Here is a 23,006-nt window from a genome sequence, read left to right on the forward strand (position 1 = left end):
GCCGCGTCATGCCCAACAAGCTCGTACCGAACCTTACGCGCAGCAGAAACGCCCCTGGCGTGCGTTGGTTAACTACCTACCGAAAAGTATATGATGGCAATAAGTACAAAGACTGGTGGGCGCAATAGGATAGTGGCGCCGTTGTTAATGAGTTGGTTGCTTGTATTGAGTTTCGGCCTGCATACCACCCAAGCGCAAGAGGCGGGCCCCGTGGTTAAAACCCGTCAGGGGCGGATTCAGGGGGTGCGCGAAGGCCAGTTGCAAGTATTTCGAGGTATTGCTTATGCGCAGCCGCCGGTGGAGGCTTTGCGTTTTCGGCCGCCGCAGCCCCTGAAACGACAGCGCGGCATCAGGTTGGCGCAGCAGTTTGGGGGGAAAGCCACCCAGGCGGCCGGGCCCGGAGCTGTACAAGGCGCAGAAGATTGCCTGTATTTGAACGTGTGGGCGCCTGACCAACCCAGCAAACACCGCCGCCCCGTGGTGGTATGGGTGCATGGGGGTGCCTTCACCGGCGGCTCCGGCCAGGACAACGACATGTGGACCTTCGCGGCTCAGGATACTATTGTGGCGGTAAGTATCAACTATCGGCTTGGTGGTCTCGGCTTTCTATACCTGGGCACTAGCCTTGGGCCCAACTATACCCAAGCCGGCAACTGCGGCTTACTCGACGCGGTAGCAGCGTTGCGCTGGGTACACCAGAACATCGGCGCGTTTGGCGGCGACCCGACCCACGTAACCGTTATGGGTGAGTCGGCGGGCGCGAAGCTAATTGGAGGCTTGCTGGTAACCCCAGCCGCGCAAGGGTTGTTTCAACAGGTAATTCTGGAAAGTGGCGCCGTGCAGGCCGTCCGTGATACGGCTACGGCTAGCGCCGTGACGCAGCAGCTGTTGCATGAGCTGCATCTGCCGCGTGTTCAGTTTTTGCTTACCGTTCCGGCCGATAGCTTGGTACGGGCGCAAACCCGGTTTGCCAGCGGCGCCGGTGGCTTACAAGTCTTCGGCCCCGTGCTCGACGGGAAAACTATCCCTACGCCGCCGATGGACTACCTACGTCGGCAACCCAAGTACCCTTTGCGCGTGCTCATGGGAACGAACCGGGAAGAAGCAGGCTTGTTTAGCGGTCCGGGCTCCCTCCTGCATCAGCCCAATGAGCAAGCCTTGGAACAGGTCTTCGGCCCGAAAAACAGTTCCTATGTTTGGCGGGCTTACCAGCAGTTCAGTGAAACTCGCCCACCCCTCGAAGCCTGGAACACGGTCCTCACGGACTACCTCTACCGCCTGGCCTCGTACCGCTTGGCGCAAACTTTGGCCGAGCAGGGCTTGCCCATCTGGCTGTATCGTTTCGACTATTCCAATGCTACTACTCGGCCCGTGCATGCGCAAGAGCTAGCCTTCGTGTGGAATGCACCTGTGGGCAGTTCGGCCGCCGCTACGGCTTCGGCTCCGGCGCGTAGCAAAGCGCCTGACCCAACACTGGCCGCTGTTATGCACGCGCATTGGGCCAGCTTTATCAAAACCGGACAGCCGGGGGCCGCGTGGCCAGCCTACACTCCGTTGAAGCGGGAGGTGATGATATTCGATGCAAAGCCCCAAGTGCAAGCAATACCAGCACCTTACGAAGATCCCGCGTTTCCGGTGCAGGGCTATGGCCGGTAAGGTGTTGCTGCCGCTGCTTAGCTACTAGGCGGCTACTTTGGGTTGCAGTTAGTGGCTAGGCGCCTGCCTGAAAGCCATGTTCGACTGCCTTATCTGCGCGACCTGCAACTGCTTACTGCCGTCGAAATGGTGTGAATAAGCTACGATACGCGGCCTGCTTAGGCAAGCGGCACAGTCCAGCTTCTCTACGCTATTTCTTTAAGCACTTGTACTGGGGAGAATCGGGTATCTTTGTACGTAATTTGGTGGTCAATATAGCTGTCAACCTTCTGAAAATCATTTGAATAGCATGTATTCCTTTCTTGTTCGATGGCTTCTGCTGGTAATGCCCTTCTTGGCACTGCTCACGAGCTGCGGAAAGAAGGAAACAGCAGTTGCGTATCGTATCGGGTTTGCGCAGTGCAGTACGGACGGCCCTTGGCGGCAGGCCATGCTAAGTGGAATGGAAAGGGAACTGAGCTTCCACTCGGATGTGCAGCTGCGCGTCACCGATGCCCACGACAACAGCCACCGCCAGCAACAACAGATTCGGGAGCTGCTCCAAAGCGGAATCGACTTACTGATTGTCTCGCCCTACGAGTCGGAGCCCGTAACTCCGGCCGTGCAAGAAGCTATGCGGCGCGGCATCCCGGTCGTGCTGCTCGACCGCCGCACTGCCTCGCCGCACTACACGGCCTATGTCGGGGGTAGCAATCTGGTAGTGGGGCAAATGGCCGCCCGATACGCGTCCCGCTTACTGAATCAGCAGGGCCGCATAATCGAAATTCTAGGTACGCCAGGCTCGTCGGCTACCTCCGAGCGGCAGGAAGGCTTTGCCCAGGGGTTGCGCTCTTATCCGGGGCTACGAGTAGTTGGGCAAGTAACGGGCAACTGGCAGGAAAAAACCCTGAAGCCGGCCCTGACGACCATGCTGCGCAAGCACCCGGAAGTATCGTTGATTTTCGCTCATAATGATGCCATGGGCCGAGGCGCCTTCGAAGTATGCCAGGAATTGGGCAGGGAAAAGCAGATGCACATCATCGGTGTGGATGGGCTTTACGGCAAGGGAGAAGGGATTGACTTGGTGCAGCGCGGAGTGCTCGATGCGTCCTTGCTGTATTCGCCGGGCGGCGAAGATGCCATTCGGACGGCCCTCAACATCCTGCACCACAAGCCCTTCAAGCGGGAAAACATCCTGGGCACCATCGTCATCGACTCCACCAACGTCGAGACCATGCAGCAGCAAACCAGTAAGATCGTCAGCCAGCAGCAGGATATCGAGCGGCAGCAAAGCTTTCTGCAAAACTTCAGGGCCACGTACGCGAGTCAGCGGACCATCCTGTACGGGCTGCTCTTCGCGTTACTTGGCGCCCTGGGGATGGGGGCTATGGCCTTGCTGTCGGCCCGGAAGAATAGGCAAATCAACCAGCAGCTCGCCCTTCAAAACACGACCAACGACATCATCAACCGCCAGTTGGTTAGCCAGAACGAAGAAATTCGCCAGCAGCGTAATCAGCTGGAGGCCCTGGCCGAGCAGGCCCGCGCCGACACCGAAGCTAAGCTGCGCTTTTTCACCAACTTCTCCCACGAACTCCGCACGCCTTTGACGCTGATTCTGGGCCCAGTGGAGGAACTGCTGACCAGCAGCCCGGACTTGACTGGCCCCCAGCGCCACGACCTGACCTTGGTGCGCCGCAACACCCAGCGCCTGCTACAGCTCGTCAATCAGCTCCTGGACTTCCGCAAAATTGAGGTAGGTAAAATGGCGGTGCACGCCACCGAAGGCAACTTGGTGGCCTTCGTGCGCGAGATTGTGGACGCCTTTGAGAAGCCCGCTCAGCTACGCGGAGTGCAGCTTCGGTTTCAGGTGGCGGAACCAATATTGACGGCTTGGTTTGATGTGAACATCCTGGATAAGGTATTCTTCAACCTGCTTTCCAACGCCTTGAAATTCACGCCCGACCAAGGCCAGATAACCATCAGCTTACAGCCCGTTAATGAGGGCCGCTCGTTGCAGATCAGCGTGGCCGATACCGGCCGCGGCATCAACGAGCAAGATCGGTCCCACATCTTCGAGTGGTTTTACCAGGGCGAGCAAGCCGCCGTGGCCAAGGGTTCGGGCATGGGCTTGGCGTTGGCCCAAGGCTTGGTGCGCTTGCACCAAGGGCAGCTCACGTTCAGCAGCCAGCCGGGGCAGGGCAGCACCTTCGTGGTGACCCTCCCCCGGGAGTTGCCCGAAGAGTTGCGCTCGATTACGCCCGCTGCGCCTATCCTGCTTTCCCTGGATGAACCCGAAGCCATCGACGCTGATTTAGGTTCCAACCCAGCGCAGACACCCGCCGAAACGGGGAGCCAACTGCTCGTGCTCGTCATCGAAGACAACACCGAAGTCAACGACTTTTTGACCCGGAAGCTGCGCACCAATTTCCGGGTGCAAAATGCCACCGATGGCCATACCGGTTTTCGGATGGCCACCGACCTGATTCCCGATTTGATTGTGTGCGACGTGATGATGCCGGGCCTCAGCGGGCTGGAAGTGGTAACCCGGCTGCGCGCCGACTGGCGCACCTCCCACATTCCGGTGGTGCTGCTCACGGCCCGCAACGCCCCCGAGCAGCAAGTGGAAGGCGTGCAGGCCGGCGCCGACCTTTACCTGACCAAGCCTTTCAACCCTACCTTCCTGCTCGAAAGTGTCCGCACGTTGCTAGCCAACCGGGCCCACCAGCGGGAGCGTTTCCGCCGGGAGATGTCGGTGGATACGGCTACTGTAGTAGCCACCGATCCGGATCAGAAGTTTCTGGCGGACCTCACGGCCATTGTGGAAGCCAACCTCACCCGCTCCGATTTAAGTGTCGAAGATATTGCCCGCAGCTTGGGCATCTCGCGGATGCAGCTCTACCGCAAGGTGAAGGCCGTACTGGGCACCGGCGTTACCGACTTCATCCAGAACCTGCGCCTTACCAAGGCCCGCGAATTGCTGCTCGACGAGACACTAACCATTGCCGATGTGGCGTACGAGCTGGGCTTTTCCTCGCCCTCTTACTTCTCGACTAGCTTCAAGGCCCGCTACCAGTTGGCGCCGTCCGAGTTCAGGATCCTGCACATTACCCCGCACTACTGAAACATTCTCGAAACCCGTGTACCAAAAGTGAAACCGGCGCCTGGTTAGGCCCGGTTTTTTGTTTTAATAAGAATCTATAGGTCAATTACATACAGCGATTCAATTGAATGAACGCATTTTGAAAGATTTCTGAACGATGTAGGGTGAACGGCGGCGGACTTTTGTAGAAACCGCCGCCGTAATGAATCACTCAGCTGCTATCGTTTGCATAGGGGAATTCCTCTGGGATGTGCTGCCTACTGGCCGCCAACCCGGCGGGGCGCCCTTTCATGTGGCCGTGCATTTGCAGCGCTTAGGCCAGCCGGTCCAGCTTGTCAGTCGGGTAGGGGACGACGAGCTGGGCGCCGAACTGTTGCGGGTGATGCAGCAGCAGGGCCTGGATAGCCAACTGGTGCAGCGGAGCCAAACCCACCTGACGGGCGTGGTAAAAGTGAATGCAACCCCTGGGCGGCGGGTGTATAAAATTGTGGAACCGGTGGCCTGGGACTATGTGCAGCATACCGACCAACTGCGCGCCTCGGTGGCCGGCGCGCGGATGCTGGTGTACGGCTCGCTGGCGGCCCGCAGCGCGGCCACCCGCGAAACGCTGTACCGGCTGCTGCAAGTTGCTCAATTCAAGGTGTTCGACGTGAACCTGCGCCCTCCGCATTACACCCGCACGGTAGTGAAGTACCTGCTCCGGCAAGCCGATTTGGTGAAGCTCAACGAGCAAGAACTTCAGGAAATAATGGGCTGGCTCGGGCAACCAGCCACCGAAGCTACCGCCCTGCCCTGGCTGGCGGCACACTTCAACTTGCAGGCGGTGTGTTTAATTAAAGGAGCGGCAGGCGCTACGCTTTGGCATAATCACCAGCTGTTCTACCAGGCTGGTACTCCGGAAATCGAACCCGATGCTTTGGGCAGCAGCAATGCTTTTCTGGCGGCTCTGCTAACTCACTGGGGCACTACCGACTGCCTGCGCGTCGCCTTTGCAGCCGGGGCTTCAACGGCCACTCATCCGCAAGAAGCGCCGCATATTTCTCTCGGCCCCAACGTGACACCACCCGAGTAAGGTCGCCAACAGCTTGCCTTACCCTGATTGGGCGATTTGCAGCGCTCGATTCCATCTGTTTCTCCATTCATTTAATTCCCCTTTTTATGCCGTCTTCACTACAATTCCCCCACGGCTCCTCTTTCCGCCGCCAACCTTGGCTTACGGCGGTGGGCGGCGTGCTGCTTTCGGGCGCCGCTGCGGCCCATCCGGCCTCGGGATTAAACTACCATCCTTCCTCCCCAGAAGCCAAGCTAGCGGCCGCCCGGTGGGTGGATAGCCCCGTCAGCGGCCGGGTGGTTGATGCCAAAGGCGAAGGCCTGCCCGGCGTCACGGTGCTGCTGGAAGGTACTACGCTGGGTAGCGCCACCAACCCTACCGGCGCGTACACCATTCCGAACGTACCCGCCGGCTCTTATACTCTCATTGTTTCGTCGGTGGGCTTTGTCACCTCCCGCGTGCCGGTGAGTGTGGCCGATGGTCAGCCCACCCAAGTCAGCAGCGTAACTCTGGCCGAGGATACGCAGGCCCTGGATGAGGTGGTCGTGGTCGGCTACGGCACTTTGTCGCGCCAGGAACTAACTACGGCGGTATCGTCGGTGGGAGCCGAGCGAATTGAGCGGCAGCGAGTAGCTGGTTTCGACCAAGCCCTGCAAGGCCAGGCCCCCGGCGTGCAGGTAACCGCCCCCACGGGCGCCCCCGGCGCCGGCATCAACGTCCGGATTCGGGGCAACAGCTCCATTACCGGCAGCAACTCGCCGCTCTACGTGATAGACGGGGTACCGATACTGCCATCCTACGACCGGGAACTGACCGTAGGCAACCAGCGGCCAAACCCGCTTAACGCCATCAACCCCGCGGATATCGAGTCGATTGACGTGCTGAAAGATGGGGCCGCCGCCGCTATTTATGGCGTGCGGGCCGCTAACGGCGTGGTCGTTATTACCACCAAGCGCGGCCGCTCCGGTAAGCCGCAAGTGGGCTTCAACGCCTACTACGGCGTGCAGGAGCTGCGCAAAAAGCTCGACGTGCTGAATACGCCGCAGTTTGCCGAGTACTACAACGAGTCGCAGATCAATGGGGGCGCTGCTCCCGCCTTCCCCGACCTCAACAACCTGCCCCCCAACGACACCGATTGGCAGGACGAAGTATACCGCACGGCCGCCATCCAGAACTACCAGCTCAACGTGAGCGGCGGCACCGACAAAACCCACTACTACGTGGGTGGTGGCTACTTCAAGCAGGATGGTATCATTGTCAACTCGGGTTTCGACCGGTTCAACTTCAAGCTGAACTTCGATCAGCAGGCCGGCGACAAGTTCCGGGTGGGCACCAACCTGAACCTGAGCCGCACCAACACCAATGGCAGCGTGCGCAGCGAATTGGGCCTCGGCAATTCGGGCACCGTGCTTGGTACGCTGGCCCAGATTCCGACCGTGCCGGTGCGCGACGCCAACGGCGTGTACGGCCTCAATCCGTTCTCCCTGTCCGATAACCCCGTCGGCAACTTGCTCGAATCCAGCAACAAAGCCTTGATCTACCAGGCAATCGGCAACTTGTTTGGGGAGTATGATATTATAAAAAACTTGCGGTTCCGCTCGTCTTTGGGTATCGACTTTCGCACCCAGCTGGAAAACGAATTCATCACTCGCAATTACCCCGGCACTTCCCGCGCCGACGCTTCGACCCGGGGCAGCGGCCGTACTGGCACCACTCAGCAGGTCATCTGGCTCTGGGAAAACACGGTGAGCTACAACCCCACGCTGGGCGAGAAACACAACTTGCAACTGCTGGCCGGCCAGTCGGTACAAGAGTCGAACCGCTTTGCCTCCAATGCCTCCGTGCGGGGCTACGCGTCCAACGCCGTGCCGTACCTGGCGGCCGGCACCGAACGCCTGGGCACGAGCAGCTACGAAGAAGAATGGGGCCTGACCAGCTTATTTGCGCGGGCTATCTACAACTTCGATGAGCGCTATTTGGCCACACTGAGTTTGCGGAGGGACGGTACCAGCCGCGTCGATGAAACTTTTGGTTATTTTCCGGCCGTAGCCTTGGGCTGGCGCATTTCCAAGGAAAGCTTCTTCCCGCAAAGCAGTCAAGTATCGGACTTGAAGCTGCGCGGCAGCTTTGGCGGCAACGGCAACCAGGAAATTGGCTATACCTACCAGCGCTTTAGCTCTTATAGTGCCGGCTCCAACTATGCCGGCAACGCGGGCACTATTCAAGGAGGCATCCGGCCCGAACGAATTGGTAACCCTGACCTGAAGTGGGAAACTTCCTACCAGTATGATGCGGGCTTGGACTTGGGCATGTTCGACGACCGTTTAACGTTAACTGTAGATGCGTATCGCAAGCGTTCCAACGACTTGTTGCTAAGCGTACCGCTGGCGCCAAGCACGGGGGCGGGCATTCTGGATATCATTCAGAACGTGGGCTCGGTGGAAAACAAAGGCCTCGAGTTTGCCTTGAACACGACCAACGTGCAAAGCCAGAATGGCGGGTTTTCGTGGAACACCAACCTGAACCTGTCCTTCAACCGCAACAAGGTGCTTGATTTAGGCACCCTTGTCAACGACCAGGGCCAATCGGTTGACCGCAACTTTATTAATGCCAACAGCATCACCCAAGTTGGGCAACCGCTCGGCGTATTCTACGGGCATCAGGTGCAGGGTATCTTCCAGTCGGCCGACGAAATCAGTGCTGCTCCAACGCAGCCGGGCAATCCGAGACCGGGGGACATTCGGTTCGTGGACGTGAATGGCGACGGGGCAATCAACAACAACGACCGCACCATTATTGGCAACCCCAATCCGAAAGCCCAGGGCGGGGTCACCAACACGTTTGGGTTTAAAGGACTGGATTTGAGCGTGTTCTTCCAGGGCAGCTTCGGCAACGACATCTACAACGCCAACCGGCAGGCGCTCGAATCGTTGACTGGCCCAGTCAACCAACTGACAACCGTGCTGAATCGGTGGACGCCTACCAACACCGCTACCGACATTCCGAGAGCGGTATTCAACGACCCCAACAACAACGGGCGCTTCTCTTCGCGCTGGATTGAAGACGGCAGCTACGTGCGCCTCAAAAACCTGACGCTCGGTTATACGCTGCCCACGAGTGTAATCAGTAAAGCCCGCATCAGCAGCTTGCGCGTCTATGTCAGCGGCCAGAACCTCATTACCTGGACCGACTACTCGGGCTACGACCCGGAAGTAAGCGCCGACCCGTTCTCCTCCACTGCCGCTGGCCGCGACTTCGGCGTGTACCCCCAATCTCGCACGTACACTGTTGGCTTGAACGCCTCTTTCTAAGCCAAGCCCCGCTTTATACCATGAAAAAGATACTAATCCCCGTTTTTGCCCTGGCTCTGCTTGCTAGCTGCGATATTCTCGACAAAGAGCCGCTGCCTTCTATTGCCCCCGAGAACTTCTTCCAGAACGCCGACGACGCCGAGGCGGCCATCACCGCCGCCTACGATGCGCTGCAAGCCACCGGCCTCTACAGCCAGGACCTGGTTGTGGTGGGCGAAATGCCGTCGGACAACTGCACCAGCACCAACGGCGACGTTACGACCCTGGACCGCATCAACTGGACGCCCACTACCAGCCAAGTGGGCAATATCTGGCGCGATTCCTATGTGGGTATCAACCGGGCCAACGCCGTGTTGAAATACGTGCCCAACGTGTCGATGGCCGCCGAGCGCAAAAACCAGATTCTGGGGGAAGCCTATTTCCTGCGCGCTCTGCACTACTACAACCTGCTGAAGCTGTACGGTGACGTGCCCCTGCGCCTGGAACCCACCGAATCGGCCGAACAGACGGTGGTAGCCCTGCCCCGCACCTCAACCGAAACGGTGTACGCGCGAATAGTGGCCGACTTGACGGAAGCCGATGCCCTGGCTCCGGCCACCAATCCTAACCGCGCCACGAAGGGGGCCGTTAACGCCCTGCTGGCGAAGGTGCACCTGACCCAGCGCCAGTGGGCCTTGGCGGCAACGGCAGCCAATAAGGTAATTACCAGCGGCACCTATTCGCTGCTGGCGAATTTCAAAGGCCTCTACCCAGCTGAGAACCGGGCGCCTGAAGCTATTCTGGAAGTGCAAAACCAAGGCAACGCCGACGGCAACAACATCCTGCCCGACTTGCTACTACCCTCGCCACCAGCTACTTTCTCGTTCCCGAAGTTCAACATTCCGACGGCCGAATTGCTGCAATACGCGGATACGTCTTCTTTCACGGCTACCGGAACCAGAAGGCCGAATGCGGACCGGCGCTGGACGTTGGTTGGCCGCACGAACGCGGGGCGCGACTACGCCAGCTTTGTGGTCGGTAATAGCCGCACCGGCAATGACAGTGGTCCGTTCGTCTACAAATGGCCCGGTGCTCCTAACAACTTCAACAGCCCCGACAATACCTATATTCTGCGCTATGCCGACGTGCTGCTGATGTACGCCGAAGCGGCCAACGAGCAAAGCGGCCCTTCTGCCGACGTGCTGGACAAGCTGAACCGGGTGCGGACCCGCGCCGGTCTGCTGCCCCTTACCGCGGCCTCGTCGCAGTACGCCAGCAAGAAAGCCATGCGCGACGAAATCGACCGGCAGCGCCGCCTGGAGCTGGCTTTCGAGGGCGAGCGGTGGTATGACTTGCTGCGCTACGCCCGCCACAACCAGGCCGAGGCCGGCGCCCACGCCATAACCGCCCTGGACTTGATTCAGCAAAGGCTAAACCGCAGCGACGTGAACTACCTATTGTTTCCGTTGCCGCAAGGTGAGATTAACAACAACGCGCAGTTGCAGCAGAATCCTGGCTACTAACGCTAATCGGCCCGGCCACTTTCTTGTTGCCGGGCCGATTTAGGGCTTATCTAGCTAACGCAACTGTCATTACGACATTCCGCGCTTCAAGCGGCGAGAGGAATCGGGGGTATACTACTTAAACGGCTTGATTCAGATTCCTCCTGCATCGGAATGACAGTTGTGCTGGTTGAGTTGCTTTTTACTTGATAAAGCCCAGGGCTTATGCGGCACCCGTTTTCCTGACGCTACCTTCTACGGCGCGGTCAGTCTCGTACTTAGGCTTGGTTCCGCTTTTCCCCTTATTCGCTCTGCATGTTCTTCTCTAAACCCACTATTTCTCTGGCCTTACTCCTTAGCCTAGGCTTGGGCACTGGTTGCCAACGGACTCCCCAAGCGGAAACTACCCCCGCTAGTCAGAAGGGCACCGCGGCTTTCTGGCTCACCAACCCCGACAAATCGGCGCTGTTTCAGACGCAGCCGGCGCTGGCGTGGGGCACCACTCCGGCCACGGGCTCCGTCATCGAGGTTGATGAAAAGCAAACGTTTCAGCCTATCGATGGCTTTGGCTACTGCCTGACGGGTGGCAGCGCGCAACTGTTGCACGCCATGGCCCCCGCGGCGCGGGCCGCTATTCTGCGGGAGCTTTTTGCCACCGATGGCACCAACATTGGCGTCAGCTACCTGCGGCTCAGTATTGGCGCGTCGGACCTCGATGCTACGGTGTTCAGCTACGATGATTTGCCTGCGGGACAGACCGACCCCACCCTGGCCAAGTTCAGCCTCGCCCCGGACCGCACCCACCTGCTGCCGGTGCTCAAGGAAATCCTGGCCATCAACCCCAATATCAAGATTTTAGGCTCGCCTTGGTCGCCGCCGCCGTGGATGAAAACCAACAACAACTCCAAAGGCGGCTCCTTGAAGCCCGAGTTTTACGACGCCTACGCCCGCTATTTTGCCAAGTACATCCAGGGCATGAAGGCCGAGGGCATTCGGATTGATGCCGTTACGGTGCAAAACGAACCCTTGCACCCCGGCAACAACCCTAGCTTGCTGATGCTGGCCGAGCAGCAAACTGAGTTCGTGAAGAAAAACCTGGGCCCCACGTTCAAAGCCGAGAAGATCGACGCGAAAATCATCGTCTACGACCACAACGCCGACCGCCCCGATTACCCGCTGACCATCCTCAACGACCCGGAGGCCAACAAGTACGTGGACGGCTCGGCGTTTCATCTCTACGCCGGCCCTATCGATGCCCTAAGCAAGGTGCACGACGCCCATCCCGATAAGAATTTGTACTTCACCGAGCAGTGGGTGGGCTCGAAAAGCAAGTTCTCCGAAAACGTGCCGTGGCATGTACGCACCCTCATTATTGGGGCCACCCGCAACTGGAGCCGCACGGTGCTGGAGTGGAACCTGGCCGCCGATCCGCAGCAGAATCCGCACACGCCCGGCGGCTGCACCGAGTGCCGCGGCGCCCTCACCCTCGACGGCGACCAAGTAACCCGCGAAGATGCCTATTACATCATTGCCCACGCCAGCAAATTCGTGCGGCCCGGCTCGGTGCGTATTGCTTCTACTACCTCCAAAACACTGCCCAACGTAGCTTTCAAGGCTCCGAACGGAGACAGGGTGCTGGTCGTTCAAAACGACAGTCCGGCCCCGCAAACCTTTAGCGTGCAGCAACAAGGACGCACGTTTGCTAGCACGCTGCCAGCCGGGGGCGTGGGGACCTACGTGTGGTAGTCGCGGCTGTTTCATCTACCTCTTTTCCTTTTCGGCGCATGAGCAATAGCAAGAATATGGTGCGAGGCATGGCAGGGGCCTTGCTGCTCGGCTGGGTGGTGGCCGGCTGCGGCAAAGACACGCCCGACCCGGTAACGCCGCCCGTTGTGGTGACGCCGCCAACCACCGGCCCCTCGCAGGTGGCGCTGTGGACCACCAACCTCGACAAATCGGCGCTGTTTTATCGGAGCACGCTGCCGCTGAACTTTCAGGCGCCCGTGGGCTCGAACCCGACCATCATCGTGGATACCACCCAAACGTATCAAACCATTGATGGCTTCGGCTACACGCTGACCGGTGGCAGCGCCCAACTCCTCAACCAGATGAGTGCGGCCACGCGTGCTCCGCTGCTGAAAGAGCTGTTTGCCACCGACGAGACCAACATCGGCACCAGCTACCTGCGCGTCAGCATCGGGGCTTCCGACCTGGACGCCACCGTATTCACCTACGACGACCCCACCAACGGCCAGCCCGACCCCACGCTAGCGCAGTTCACTTTAACCCCGGACCGCACGCATCTAATTCCGGTGCTCAAGGAAATTTTGGCGCTCAACCCCAGCCTCAAAATCTTGGGTTCGCCCTGGACGGCCCCGGCCTGGATGAAAACCAACAACAGCTACATCGGCGGCTCGCTGAAACCGGAATACTACGCCAACTACGCGCAGTATTTCGTGAAATACCTGCAAGGAATGCAGGCGGAAGGCATTCGACTAGATGCCATTACCATCCAGAACGAACCACTGAACCCCGACAACAACCCCAGCATGCTGATGACGGCGCCGGAGCAGGCCACCTTCGTCAAAAGCCACCTCGGTCCGGCGCTGCGGGCGGCGGGCTTAACCACTAAAATCATTCTCTACGACCATAACCTCGACCGTACCGACTACCCGCTGGCAGTGCTTGGCGACGCGCAGGCCCGGGACTACGTGGATGGCTCGGTGTTTCACTTGTACGCGGGCAACATCTCGGCTTTAAGTGCCGTGCATGATGCCTTTCCAAACAAGAATGTCTACTTCACCGAGCAGTGGGTGGGCGGCCCCGGTAATTTCGCCGCCGACTTCAGCTGGCACATCAACAACCTTATCATCGGGGCAACGCGCAACTGGAGCCGCAACGTGCTGGAGTGGAACCTGGCCGCCGACCAGAACTACGGCCCCCATACCAGCGGGGGATGCGGCACCTGCCTGGGCGCCCTCACCATCAACGGGACCAGCGTGACCCGCAACACAGCCTACTACACGGTGGCCCACGCGGCCAAGTTTGTGCGGCCCGGTTCGGTGCGCATAGCTACCAACGTGCCCACCAACCTGCCCAACGTGGCATTTAAAGCGCCCGATGGTAAGAAAGTGCTTGTCGTGCAAAACAGCGGTGGCAGCAGCGCCACCTTCGATATTCAGTACCGCGGCAAGGTAGTTAGTTCCACGCTGGCGGGTGGAAGCGTCGGGACGTATGTGTGGTAGGTTTTCGGGTTTGTTGCTCTGGCAACCATTCCGCTGCGAGGTACCGTAACGGATGTGAAACTAAATCTTATTTCCACTCAGCATCTCAACTTATGCCGGCCATTTCCTTGCTTCGCTTCACTGCCTTGCTGCTTGTGCTGGCTGCGCCCGGTGCGCACGCCACGGTGCGTTTGCCGCGCCTAGTAAATTCGCACATGGTGTTGCAGCGCGACGTGAAGCTGCCGCTCTGGGGCTGGGCTGCGCCGGGCGAGGCCGTGCAGGTGACCTTCCGCGGGACGAAAGGCCAAGCCAAAGCCGGCCCCGACGGCCGCTGGAGCCTGGTACTTCCGGCCCAGAAAGCCGGGGGACCGTTCGAGTTGGAAGTGCGGGGCACTAACACAATTCAGTTGACGGATGTGCTGGTAGGAGATGTCTGGCTGGCGTCAGGTCAGTCCAACATGGAGTGGCCCTTGCGCGATGCCGCCCAGGGCGCCGCGGAAACCGCTGCGGCCAACTTCCCCCAAATCCGCTTGTTCAACGTGCCTAACCGCGCCGAGCTACAACCCCAGCCCGAACTAGCTGGTGGCGATTGGCAGGTTTGTACGCCGCAGTCAGCAGCCAACTTTTCGGCGGTAGCCTACTTTTTCGGGCGCGATTTGTACCAGCGCTACCAGGTGCCCATCGGCTTGATTAGCGCCGAGTGGGGCGGTACCGTGGCCGAGGCCTGGACCAGCGCGGCGGCTTTGCAAAAGCTGCCGGATTTCCAGGGCGTGGCTACTGCGCTAAGCAAGCAAACGGGCACCATCTCCGAGCAAGAAGCGGCGTATGCCACCCAGTTGCGCGCTTGGCAGCAAAGCCCTGCCGGGCAAGACCAAGGCCTGCAACCGGGCCAGCCGACCTGGGCCGAATCTAGCCTGACAACCACTGCCTGGCACTCTATGCAAGTGCCAGGTCTGTGGGAAAGCCAAACAACTGACCTCCGGAATTTCGACGGTATAGTGTGGCTGCGGCGGGAACTGACGCTACCTCCTGCGGCGGCCAACCAGCCGCTCACGCTAGCCTTGGGGCAGATAGATGACCAAGACAGCACGTTCTTCAACGGCGTGGCCGTGGGCGGTACTCGCGGCTACGACAAGCTGCGGCGCTACTCGGTGCCGGCTACGCTCGTAAAAGCGGGCCGTAATGTGGTAGCCGTGCGCGTGACCGATACCGGCGGGGGCGGCGGTATCTGGGGCAAGCCCACCGATATGTCGGCGACGGGGGCAGGACTGACGGTGCCGCTGGCAGGTTCGTGGCAGTATCGCCCAGGCTTCGACCCCGCTTCCCGGCCCCGTAGTCCGTTTCCGGCTGGGGCCATGAACACGCCCACTGCGCTCTTTAATGGTATGATTGCGCCGCTGATTCCGTACGCGCTGCGCGGCGTTATCTGGTACCAAGGGGAAAGCAATGCCGACCGCGCCACCCAGTACCGCACGCTGTTTCCGGCCCTGATTCAGGACTGGCGCAGCCGCTGGCAGCAAGGCGCTCTGCCCTTTCTGTTTGTGCAGCTAGCCGGCTACATGCCCGACTCCCCCGAACCAACCACCACCGACTGGGCCGAACTGCGCGAAGCGCAGCGCTTCACCAGTGTTGCAGTGCCCAAAACCGGCATGGCCGTGGCCCTGGACCTAGGCAACGCCAACGACATTCACCCGCGCAACAAGACAGATGTAGGACACCGCTTGGCGTTGGTTGCGCGCCGCGTGGCCTACGGCGAAACCGAGGTGGTAGCCACCGGCCCCACGTTTGAAAAGCTTGCCACCAACGGCAACCGCCTCCAGCTCAGCTTCGGCAACGTAGGCAGCGGCTTGGTCCTGAAGCTGACCGACGGTAATGCCCCTTCGTTTGCCGTGGCCGGACCTGACCAGCGCTTCGTGTGGGCACAGGCGCAGGTGCAGGGCGCAACCGTGGTGCTGCACGCCGATGGGGTGCCCAACCCCGTGGCGGTGCGCTACGCCTGGGGCAACAACCGACCCGCCGTTCTTTACAACAAAGAAGGCCTGCCTGCCTCGCCGTTCCGCTCTGATGAACGGCCTAGACAAACTGCTCGGTAAGTAACCCATTTGGTGGTCACTTACCTGTTGCTTTACTGTTTCACGTAGCCGGCAGCGGGTGCAGGGCCTTTTTACTGGCGGGCATGCATGCGCGCTACTCCTTCATACTTTAAGGGTAGTTCCAGCGGTGCCTGGTGGGCTGCTAACCCTGATTTTTGAACTGCCGCTTGCCGGTGCCGTGGCGCGGGCAGGCGGCGCCCGCGCAATCTTCCGCCCTTACTTCCCCTATATGCTCCACAAGCTTCTGCCTACTCTCTTACTAGCAACGCTCAGCGCTGGCAACTCCACTGCGCAGCAAGCAGCCCGGCCAGCCAGCGGCCCCCAAGCTTACTCTGTCGTCGGCAAGAAAGCCCAGGTGTACACCACTGCCGCCAACACCAATCTGCGCCTGTCGGCTACCGATAACCTCTCGTTTCAATTGGCTCCGCAGCCATTGGAAACCGCGGTTTGCATCTTCGTGGACCCCACCAAAACGTTCCAGACCCTGCTCGGCATTGGAGGTGCCCTGACCGACGCCGCCGCCGAAACCTTTGCCAAACTGCCCAAAGCCGCGCAGCAAGAGTTTATGCAAGCCTACTACAGCCCTACGGCTGGCATCGGCTACACGCTGGCCCGCACCAGTATCCATAGCTCCGATTTTTCCAGCGCCAGCTACACCTACGTGGCCGACAACGACAAAGAGCTGCAAAGCTTCAGCGTCCAGCACGACGAGCAGTACCGGATTCCGTTTATCAAGCAGGCCCAAGCGGCGGCCGGCGGCCAACTCACCCTGTACGTGAGTCCCTGGAGCCCGCCGGCCTGGATGAAAGACAACCAGAGCATGCTGCAAGGCGGCAAGCTGCTGCCCGAATTTCGCCAGACCTGGGCCGATTATTATGTCAAGTTTATCAAGGAATATGAGCGGCAGGGAATTCCGATTTGGGGGCTGAGCGTGCAAAACGAGCCCATGGCCCGGCAGAAATGGGAGTCGTGTGTGTTTACGGCCACCGAGGAGCGTGACTTCATCAAGCAATTCCTGGGGCCCACGCTAAAAAACGGCGGCCTCGGCGCCAAGAAACTTATTGCCTGGGACCACAACCGCGACCAAGTGTACCAGCGGGCCAGCACCATTCTCGACGACCCCCAGGCCGCGCAGTACGTGTGGGGCATCGGCTACCATTGGTACGAAACCTGGACCGGCAGCAGCATGCTCTTCGACAACCTGCGGCGCGTGCACGAAACCTACCCCGACAAGCACCTGATTTTCACCGAGGGCTGCGTGGAAAACTTCCAGTTCGCCGGTATCAGCAACTGGGCCCTGGGCGAGCGGTACGGGATGTCGATGATTGGCGATTTCAACGCCGGCACCGTGGCCTGGACCGACTGGAACGTGCTGCTCGACCAGACCGGGGGCCCCAACCACGTGGGCAACTTCTGCTACGCCCCCCTCATCGGCGACACCCGCAGTGGCAAGCTGCTCTACACCAACAGCTACTACTACATCGGCCACTTCTCGAAGTTTATCCGGCCCGGGGCCAAGCGCATCATTAGCTCCTCTAACCGCGACGTGCTGCAAACCACGGCCTTTCGCAACCCCGACGGCCAGCTGGCCGTCGTCGTGCTCAACAGCAGCGAAAAAGAACAGCCGTTCCAGCTCTGGATCAAAGGCCAAGCGGCGGCCACCGTCAGCCCGCCCCACTCCATTCTCACACTGTTGGTCAAGTAGATCTGGTGAGGGTTAGGTGCAAGCACGCCTCTACAAAAGGCTAGCCTAATGACGGAAGACAACCTTCTGTTCTGGTCACTTAGCTTAGCTCTCAACCACTTCACATCTACCTTAAATCCACGCCCCAACGTTATTGCGCCTAGCTAAACCATCTCGCAGCCGGTTCGGGTGTGGGTAGGCGTAAGCGTCACTTCAGTAAGGCCGTCACCCACTGCCAAGCATGCAGGGTGCACCAACCCAGGCCAAGTAGCACTAGGGTAGCAATCAGGCGCGCTAAGTGCTCCGTAAGGAATTCTCTCTTATTGTTGAAGTAACCCATTGCTTAAGCTAGATAAAAAAGTCCGGACCAGCGTCGGGGCTTTTTGGTCGTCAAACAACTTGCCAAGACCGATTGAGTGCGCGAAAAATCGTTATTAGACATAATCTTTTCACTTGCCTAGCTCGCTAGCCTGTGCCAGTCGTAGAGGTGGGCACTTGGAAAGAGCTTTGCAAATTATGGATAATGCCGGTTTGATTGCTACGGATTACCAACGCAGCCCCAGCAAGTTCGTGTCGAGCAGAAAATAAGCGCTGATTGGCTGCAACTGCCAACGTGCCTAACTGCTGACCAGCCTACAGCCGCGGAACGGCAGTGCTGAAATGAGTGCACGCTCGCATCAATGAAGTTGGCTCCTTGAAAAAAGTTATACTGTTTTAGCGGCCAACGGCTTAGTCTATCATCGCGCAAGATTATCTGGTTACCCCGCGCCGCTGAATTCTTCTTTCAGATAGACAATCCAGCTAGGTAACGAAAGTGTGTGGTTGGTAGGTGCATTAAGGGAAGGAGGGCCTACTCAAGGCTGTTCTATCCCGCAGGCCCAGGTACGCGCCGCTGGCAAGTCCGTAAACGTGCGTAGTTCGAAGGGCAACTGCTGCTCGGCCGTTTCCTGCGCTTGGCCAATCAGCAATTTATTGAGCGGATCTTTTGCCTCCAAGCGGGCGAACCGCTTCAGGCCTACAGCAACCAACTGGGGCAGCACCTGTTGGGCAATCCAGTTCAGGTCGCTGGGACGCACCGGCCCCAGGAGCCGGTCATCGGCAATCCAGCCGGTAATGCGGTGCTGCCGGGCCAGCACGACGGCATCCAGCGTGGCCTGGCGCAGCACGGCGCTGCGCACAAAGCCGTGCCACTGTGCTTCGATGGCGCGGGAAACCCCCTCATGCAAATAGAGCGTCAGAAAGGGAGAGGAGGTCAACTGCTGCATAGAAAGTAGTGCTTGCAAAGGATGTGTTAAGTGAAGAAAGGCTGGCTACCTAATGGCAAGCTCGCGCTGGGAGTGGCGCTTGTGGGTCATATCAAGCTTGTCTTTGGTTAAGGATTTGCTGACCAAGCCAGTAACAGGAAGCTCCTATACGCGCCCCCAGATCTTGGAAACCTGTGGAGGCCGTGGGCAGCATAAAACCGCGGCGCGTTGCCAGGCCAGCGGGAGACGCGGGCAGGCGACCAGGAAAGTCATGCCGGCCATCTTTACGTCGAGCAGCAGCAAAATGGGGCAGGTAAGATTGGCATTGGCCTGGGTGCTAAACTGGGCGAGGACTGCCAAAGCTTCGGTTCCGTCCGTAGCCGCGAGGTATTGGTTTGCTATGCCTAGGCTCGTCAGTAGCCGTTCATTGAGGTGATTAATAGTTGGGTGGTCGTCGACTAGCAACACACGGGATAGTTTTTGCATGCGTATAGGAAGGCCGAGAAGACAGCCACGGGATACCTGGGCACCAAGGTAGCCAAGACGCAGCTACTACCAAGGTCTGGCGGCCGCTATAGGCGAGTGTGAGAGTTGCTTTTCCCACCTGAAGCGCAGCAGGGGAGCTGGATGGGAGTTGTTGCCTGGCTGTGCTGGATGGGTGTAGTATACTGCGTACCCAGTCACGCGGCCTAACCCGTTCCATACGGGCTACCCCTCTTTTATATCTGATGCTTTCTAGCCGCAGCGGCAATACCTGGCTGGAAAGCTGCGAGCAGGAAAGCACTACCTTCTTTATTGCATTGCCCTAAGGCAAGGATTTAATTTCGCCGTCGAGTACTTGTGTTAAGTCGAACTAAGTGAATTCTTCAGCACTTCGTCGGTGGAGCGGCACCGGTATTCGCTACCCGGCGCGTGCGCTAGAGCCGTAGGCATGGCGCCATTGATAATTTCATCAACAGGGCCTAATCGTGTCATTTTAGGGCTCCTTGCCACCGGCTGGCACTAGTGTTTAACAGGTATGGGGCGAAGATTGCTAAACGGTCACCGACTGTTTAATGGCTTGGCCGGTTAAACAATTAACTTCGGCCTCGCTTAGCACTAAAGCGTTGTTGCTGGATTGTGCTTTTAGTGTGCTGCTTTTTGTTTCGCCTACCACCTGCCGATGGTTTCTGCTTCCCTTGCCTCCACTGATCTGTTTCAGGTCCTGCTAGACGTGTCACTGACCGGGCTGATCGTTTTCCGCCCCGTTTGGGGGGGCCACGAGACGGCCACCGTTCTGGACTTGGCTTATGTGCAATTAAACCCGGCCGCTCAGCGCATGCTTCGCCTGCCGGAATGCCCTTCCGACACGTTTCTAACCCTTTATCCTAATGCTGTTGAAGCCGGTATTTTTGCCTTTTACCGTGATGCATTTCTTTCCGGACAAGCAAATCACTTCAATGTCAACTACCAGGCAGATGGCCTCGACAACTATTTTCATCTCGCCGCCCAGCGAAGCGGCGACCTGCTGCTAGTAAGCTTCACCGACACGGCCGACCAGCCTCGTACGGCCGTGGAAGAAGCGTTGCGCGCAAGTCAGGCCCGCGAGCAAGCGGCACTGGCCGAGGCCAACCGCCAGCGCCAGCACTTGCATAACGTGTTCGAGCAGGCCCCGGCCATGATTTGCATCTTCGAGGGGCCGCAACACGTGTTTCAGTTCGTGAACCCGCCCTATCAGGCCTTGGTCGGTGACCGGCCCCTGGTGGGCAAGCCCATTGCCGAAGCCATGCCGGAATTGGCGGGGCAGCCCATTTTTGGTTTGCTCGACCAGGTGTTTCAAACCGGCGAAACCTTCTACGCCACCGAAATGCTCGTGCAACTCGACCATGCCAACGCTGGGGCCACGAACTTGGAGCAGCGCTATTATAACTTCATCTACCAAGCTCGCCATGACTTGGCTGGCGCCATCGACGGCGTGCTGGTGTTCGCCTATGAGGTGACGGCTCAAGTGTTTGCCCGCCAGCAAGTGCAGGCCCTCAATACCGAATTAGCAAATGCTAACGAGGAGCTACAAGCCGCCAACGAGGAAATTCGCCTCAACAACGAGGACTTGGTGGGAGCCCAACGTTCGCTGCGCGAGCTAAATCAGGAGTTGGAAGCCCGGGTGGCCGACCGCACGGCCCAACTCCAAACCGCTCTGGGCACTGCCGAGCAGCAACGCGCGCAGCTACAGGAGCAGCAGATTCGGCTGCGGCAGATTATGGAGAAAGTACCCGCTTCGCTGGCCACGCTGGCCGGGCCCACGCATCGCTATACCTTCTTCAACGACGAGTACCTTGCCTTGTCGGGGGGGCGCGCCAAGCCTGCCCGCACCGCCGCGGAAGTGTTTCCCGAATTGGTAGCTCAGGGCATCATGGGCCTGCTCGACCAGGTATACGCCACCGGTGAGCCTTTCATTGGCACGGAGAAGCTCGTCCAGCTTTTCAACCCTGATACCGACCAGACCGAGCCGCGCTACGTTGATTTTCTTTACCAGCCGCTGACCGACGAGCAGGGTCAGACGCAGGAGATTCTCTCGTTCGTGATGGACGTCACGGAAAAGGTTCGGGCGCGCCAGCACACCGAAGCCTTGCAAGCCGAAGTGCTGGCTGCCGCTCAGCGCCTAGCCCAGCAACGCGAGGCTTTTCACGCGGTGTTCGAGCAAACCCCGGCCCTGATTGCCTTGCTGCGTGCGCCCGGCCACCGCGTCGAATACGTCAATCCGGCTTATCAGCAGCTATTTGCTGGCCGCACCCTGGTAGGGTACGACTTGGCGCAGGCCGTGCCCGAACTGGAAACTCAGGGTTTTATCGAGCTGATGGACCGTGTGTATCAGACCGGTGAAACGCATTTCGGCAACGAGGTGCTCTTTGAACCACCACCGCGGGCGGGCCATGCACCCCGCAGCGCGTATTACAATTTCACCTACCAGGCCTACCGCGAAGCAAGTCAGATTGCTGGCGTCTCGGTCTTCGCCTACGACGTCACCGAGCAAGTGCTGGCTCGCCAAGAGCGCGCCGCCCAGCAAGAACAACTGCGCGAGATATTTACGCAAGCTCCGGTGGCTATCTGCGTGTTTCAGGGACCCGACTACGTGCTCGACGTGGTCAACCCCCCGATGGCCGAGATGCTCGGGCACCCCTTGGCCGAGTTGCTCGGGCAGCCTTTTTTCACGGCACTGCCCGAACTCGTAACCCAAGGGCTGCCCGACCTGCTGGCCGAGGTGCGCCAGTCGGGCATTCCGTTCGTGGCCAGCGAGCAGCCTATTCGGTTGGCGCGGCACGGGAGTGGTCCGGCTGGCTTTTTCAATTTTGTGTACCAGCCCCTGCGCGACGCCCAGGGCCGGCGCTCTGCCATCACCTGCGTAGCTACCGATGTGAGCGAGCAGGTGCGGGCCCGTCAGCAGGTTAGCGCCGTCAACGAGCAGCTCCGGGCTGCCAACGAGCAACTCCGCGCCGTTGTTGAACAGCTCACGCGCACCAACACCGACCTGGACAATTTCATTTATACGGCTTCCCACGACCTCAAAGCCCCCATTTCCAACATCGAAGGCTTGCTGCATACGCTGCAAGGCGAGTTGAATCCAACCAGTCAGCCGAGCGAAGTGTCTTTCATTCTGGAATTGATGCAGGGAGCCGTGGACCGCTTCACGCGCACCATCGAGCACCTGACCGACGTGAGCAAGCTTCAGAAAGAGCACAACCGGCCGCAGATTCAGGTGCCGGTGGCAGCGGTCGTCGAAGACGTGCGCCTAGACTTGGCCCCTTTGCTACAGCAAACCGGCGGCCGTTTGTGGGTGGACGTGCAGGCCGTGCCCACCGTTACCTTTTCCGAGAAGAACCTGCGTTCGGTGGTGTACAATCTAATCAGCAACGCCCTCAAATACCATCACCCCGGCCGCTCCCCTGAAGTGCACGTGCGCGGCCGGGTGGAAGATTTGTATCACGTGTTGGAAGTGCAGGACAATGGGCTGGGTTTGGACCTCACGCGCGAGCAAGACGTATTTGCCATGTTTCAGCGCTACCACACCCACGTTGAGGGCTCCGGTATCGGCTTGTACATCATCAAGCGCATGATTGAAAACGCCGGGGGCCGCATCGAGGTGGAAAGCCACCTTGGACAGGGCGCGACATTTACAGTCTATTTTCCCCGTTAATTTAGCGTC

General features: G+C 59.2%; 13 protein-coding genes. 10 read left to right on the forward strand and 3 right to left on the reverse strand.

Annotation, left to right across the window (positions count from 1 at the left end; translation table 11 throughout):
• Positions 1–147: 147 nt before the first annotated feature.
• From ACFE7X_RS16895 to ACFE7X_RS16935, 9 genes are all read left to right on the forward strand, one after another.
• Positions 148–1,656, forward strand: coding sequence for a carboxylesterase/lipase family protein (locus ACFE7X_RS16895; protein ID WP_375436862.1), 1,509 nt, complete (start codon positions 148–150; stop codon positions 1,654–1,656).
• Between the two features lie 325 nt (positions 1,657–1,981).
• Positions 1,982–4,756 (forward strand): substrate-binding domain-containing protein, encoded by a 2,775-nt coding sequence (locus ACFE7X_RS16900; RefSeq protein ID WP_375436863.1) that lies wholly within the window; start codon positions 1,982–1,984, stop codon positions 4,754–4,756.
• Positions 4,757–4,937: 181 nt separating this feature from the next.
• The gene (locus ACFE7X_RS16905) at positions 4,938–5,807 is read left to right on the forward strand and encodes a PfkB family carbohydrate kinase (protein ID WP_375436864.1); all 870 of its coding nucleotides are present in this window, start codon (positions 4,938–4,940) and stop codon (positions 5,805–5,807) included.
• Positions 5,808–5,893: 86 nt separating this feature from the next.
• Positions 5,894–9,097 carry a SusC/RagA family TonB-linked outer membrane protein gene (locus ACFE7X_RS16910; protein ID WP_375436865.1) on the forward strand — a complete coding sequence of 1,068 codons (3,204 nt, stop codon included), beginning with the start codon at positions 5,894–5,896 and terminating at the stop codon, positions 9,095–9,097.
• Between the two features lie 20 nt (positions 9,098–9,117).
• Positions 9,118–10,599: a RagB/SusD family nutrient uptake outer membrane protein gene (locus tag ACFE7X_RS16915; protein WP_375436866.1), complete on the forward strand. Its 1,482-nt coding sequence runs from the start codon at positions 9,118–9,120 to the stop codon at positions 10,597–10,599.
• Between the two features lie 294 nt (positions 10,600–10,893).
• Positions 10,894–12,324, forward strand: coding sequence for a glycoside hydrolase family 30 beta sandwich domain-containing protein (locus ACFE7X_RS16920; protein ID WP_375436867.1), 1,431 nt, complete (start codon positions 10,894–10,896; stop codon positions 12,322–12,324).
• A 38-nt stretch (positions 12,325–12,362) separates the two neighbouring features.
• Positions 12,363–13,823, forward strand: coding sequence for a glycoside hydrolase family 30 beta sandwich domain-containing protein (locus tag ACFE7X_RS16925; RefSeq protein ID WP_375436868.1), 1,461 nt, complete (start codon positions 12,363–12,365; stop codon positions 13,821–13,823).
• A 92-nt stretch (positions 13,824–13,915) separates the two neighbouring features.
• Positions 13,916–15,895, forward strand: a complete 1,980-nt coding sequence (locus ACFE7X_RS16930; RefSeq protein ID WP_375436869.1) for a sialate O-acetylesterase — start codon at positions 13,916–13,918, stop codon at positions 15,893–15,895.
• A gap of 229 nt (positions 15,896–16,124) precedes the next feature.
• A complete protein-coding gene (locus tag ACFE7X_RS16935; RefSeq protein WP_375436870.1) occupies positions 16,125–17,600 on the forward strand; it encodes a glycoside hydrolase family 30 beta sandwich domain-containing protein in 1,476 nt (491 codons plus the stop codon).
• Positions 17,601–18,433: 833 nt separating this feature from the next.
• Here the strand turns inward: ACFE7X_RS16935 and ACFE7X_RS16940 are convergent.
• The 3 genes from ACFE7X_RS16940 to ACFE7X_RS16950 all read right to left on the reverse strand — a co-directional run bounded on the left by ACFE7X_RS16940 (position 18,434) and on the right by ACFE7X_RS16950 (position 19,798).
• Positions 18,434–18,844 (reverse strand): hypothetical protein, encoded by a 411-nt coding sequence (locus tag ACFE7X_RS16940; protein ID WP_375436871.1) that lies wholly within the window; start codon positions 18,842–18,844, stop codon positions 18,434–18,436.
• Positions 18,845–18,988: 144 nt separating this feature from the next.
• Positions 18,989–19,309 (reverse strand): hypothetical protein, encoded by a 321-nt coding sequence (locus ACFE7X_RS16945; protein ID WP_375436872.1) that lies wholly within the window; start codon positions 19,307–19,309, stop codon positions 18,989–18,991.
• Between the two features lie 357 nt (positions 19,310–19,666).
• Positions 19,667–19,798, reverse strand: a complete 132-nt coding sequence (locus ACFE7X_RS16950) for a hypothetical protein (protein WP_375436873.1) — start codon at positions 19,796–19,798, stop codon at positions 19,667–19,669.
• 187 nt (positions 19,799–19,985) lie between these two features.
• Between ACFE7X_RS16950 and ACFE7X_RS16955 the strand changes: the two genes are divergently transcribed.
• Positions 19,986–22,997 carry a PAS domain-containing protein gene (locus ACFE7X_RS16955; RefSeq protein WP_375436874.1) on the forward strand — a complete coding sequence of 1,004 codons (3,012 nt, stop codon included), beginning with the start codon at positions 19,986–19,988 and terminating at the stop codon, positions 22,995–22,997.
• Positions 22,998–23,006: the final 9 nt, after the last annotated feature.

The sequence above is a fragment of the uncultured Hymenobacter sp. genome (genome assembly GCF_964242765.1).
Lineage (GTDB): Bacteria > Bacteroidota > Bacteroidia > Cytophagales > Hymenobacteraceae > Hymenobacter.

Coding starts and splice junctions, on each gene's coding strand:
- ACFE7X_RS16935 (WP_375436870.1), top strand. CDS start 16,125: ATGCTCCACAAGCTTCTGCCTACTCTCTTACTAGCAACGCTCAGCGCT.
- ACFE7X_RS16945 (WP_375436872.1), bottom strand. CDS start 19,309: ATGCAAAAACTATCCCGTGTGTTGCTAGTCGACGACCACCCAACTATT.
- ACFE7X_RS16920 (WP_375436867.1), top strand. CDS start 10,894: ATGTTCTTCTCTAAACCCACTATTTCTCTGGCCTTACTCCTTAGCCTA.
- ACFE7X_RS16940 (WP_375436871.1), bottom strand. CDS start 18,844: ATGCAGCAGTTGACCTCCTCTCCCTTTCTGACGCTCTATTTGCATGAG.
- ACFE7X_RS16905 (WP_375436864.1), top strand. CDS start 4,938: ATGAATCACTCAGCTGCTATCGTTTGCATAGGGGAATTCCTCTGGGAT.
- ACFE7X_RS16955 (WP_375436874.1), top strand. CDS start 19,986: ATGGTTTCTGCTTCCCTTGCCTCCACTGATCTGTTTCAGGTCCTGCTA.
- ACFE7X_RS16910 (WP_375436865.1), top strand. CDS start 5,894: ATGCCGTCTTCACTACAATTCCCCCACGGCTCCTCTTTCCGCCGCCAA.
- ACFE7X_RS16930 (WP_375436869.1), top strand. CDS start 13,916: ATGCCGGCCATTTCCTTGCTTCGCTTCACTGCCTTGCTGCTTGTGCTG.
- ACFE7X_RS16900 (WP_375436863.1), top strand. CDS start 1,982: ATGCCCTTCTTGGCACTGCTCACGAGCTGCGGAAAGAAGGAAACAGCA.
- ACFE7X_RS16895 (WP_375436862.1), top strand. CDS start 148: ATGAGTTGGTTGCTTGTATTGAGTTTCGGCCTGCATACCACCCAAGCG.
- ACFE7X_RS16925 (WP_375436868.1), top strand. CDS start 12,363: ATGAGCAATAGCAAGAATATGGTGCGAGGCATGGCAGGGGCCTTGCTG.
- ACFE7X_RS16950 (WP_375436873.1), bottom strand. CDS start 19,798: ATGACACGATTAGGCCCTGTTGATGAAATTATCAATGGCGCCATGCCT.
- ACFE7X_RS16915 (WP_375436866.1), top strand. CDS start 9,118: ATGAAAAAGATACTAATCCCCGTTTTTGCCCTGGCTCTGCTTGCTAGC.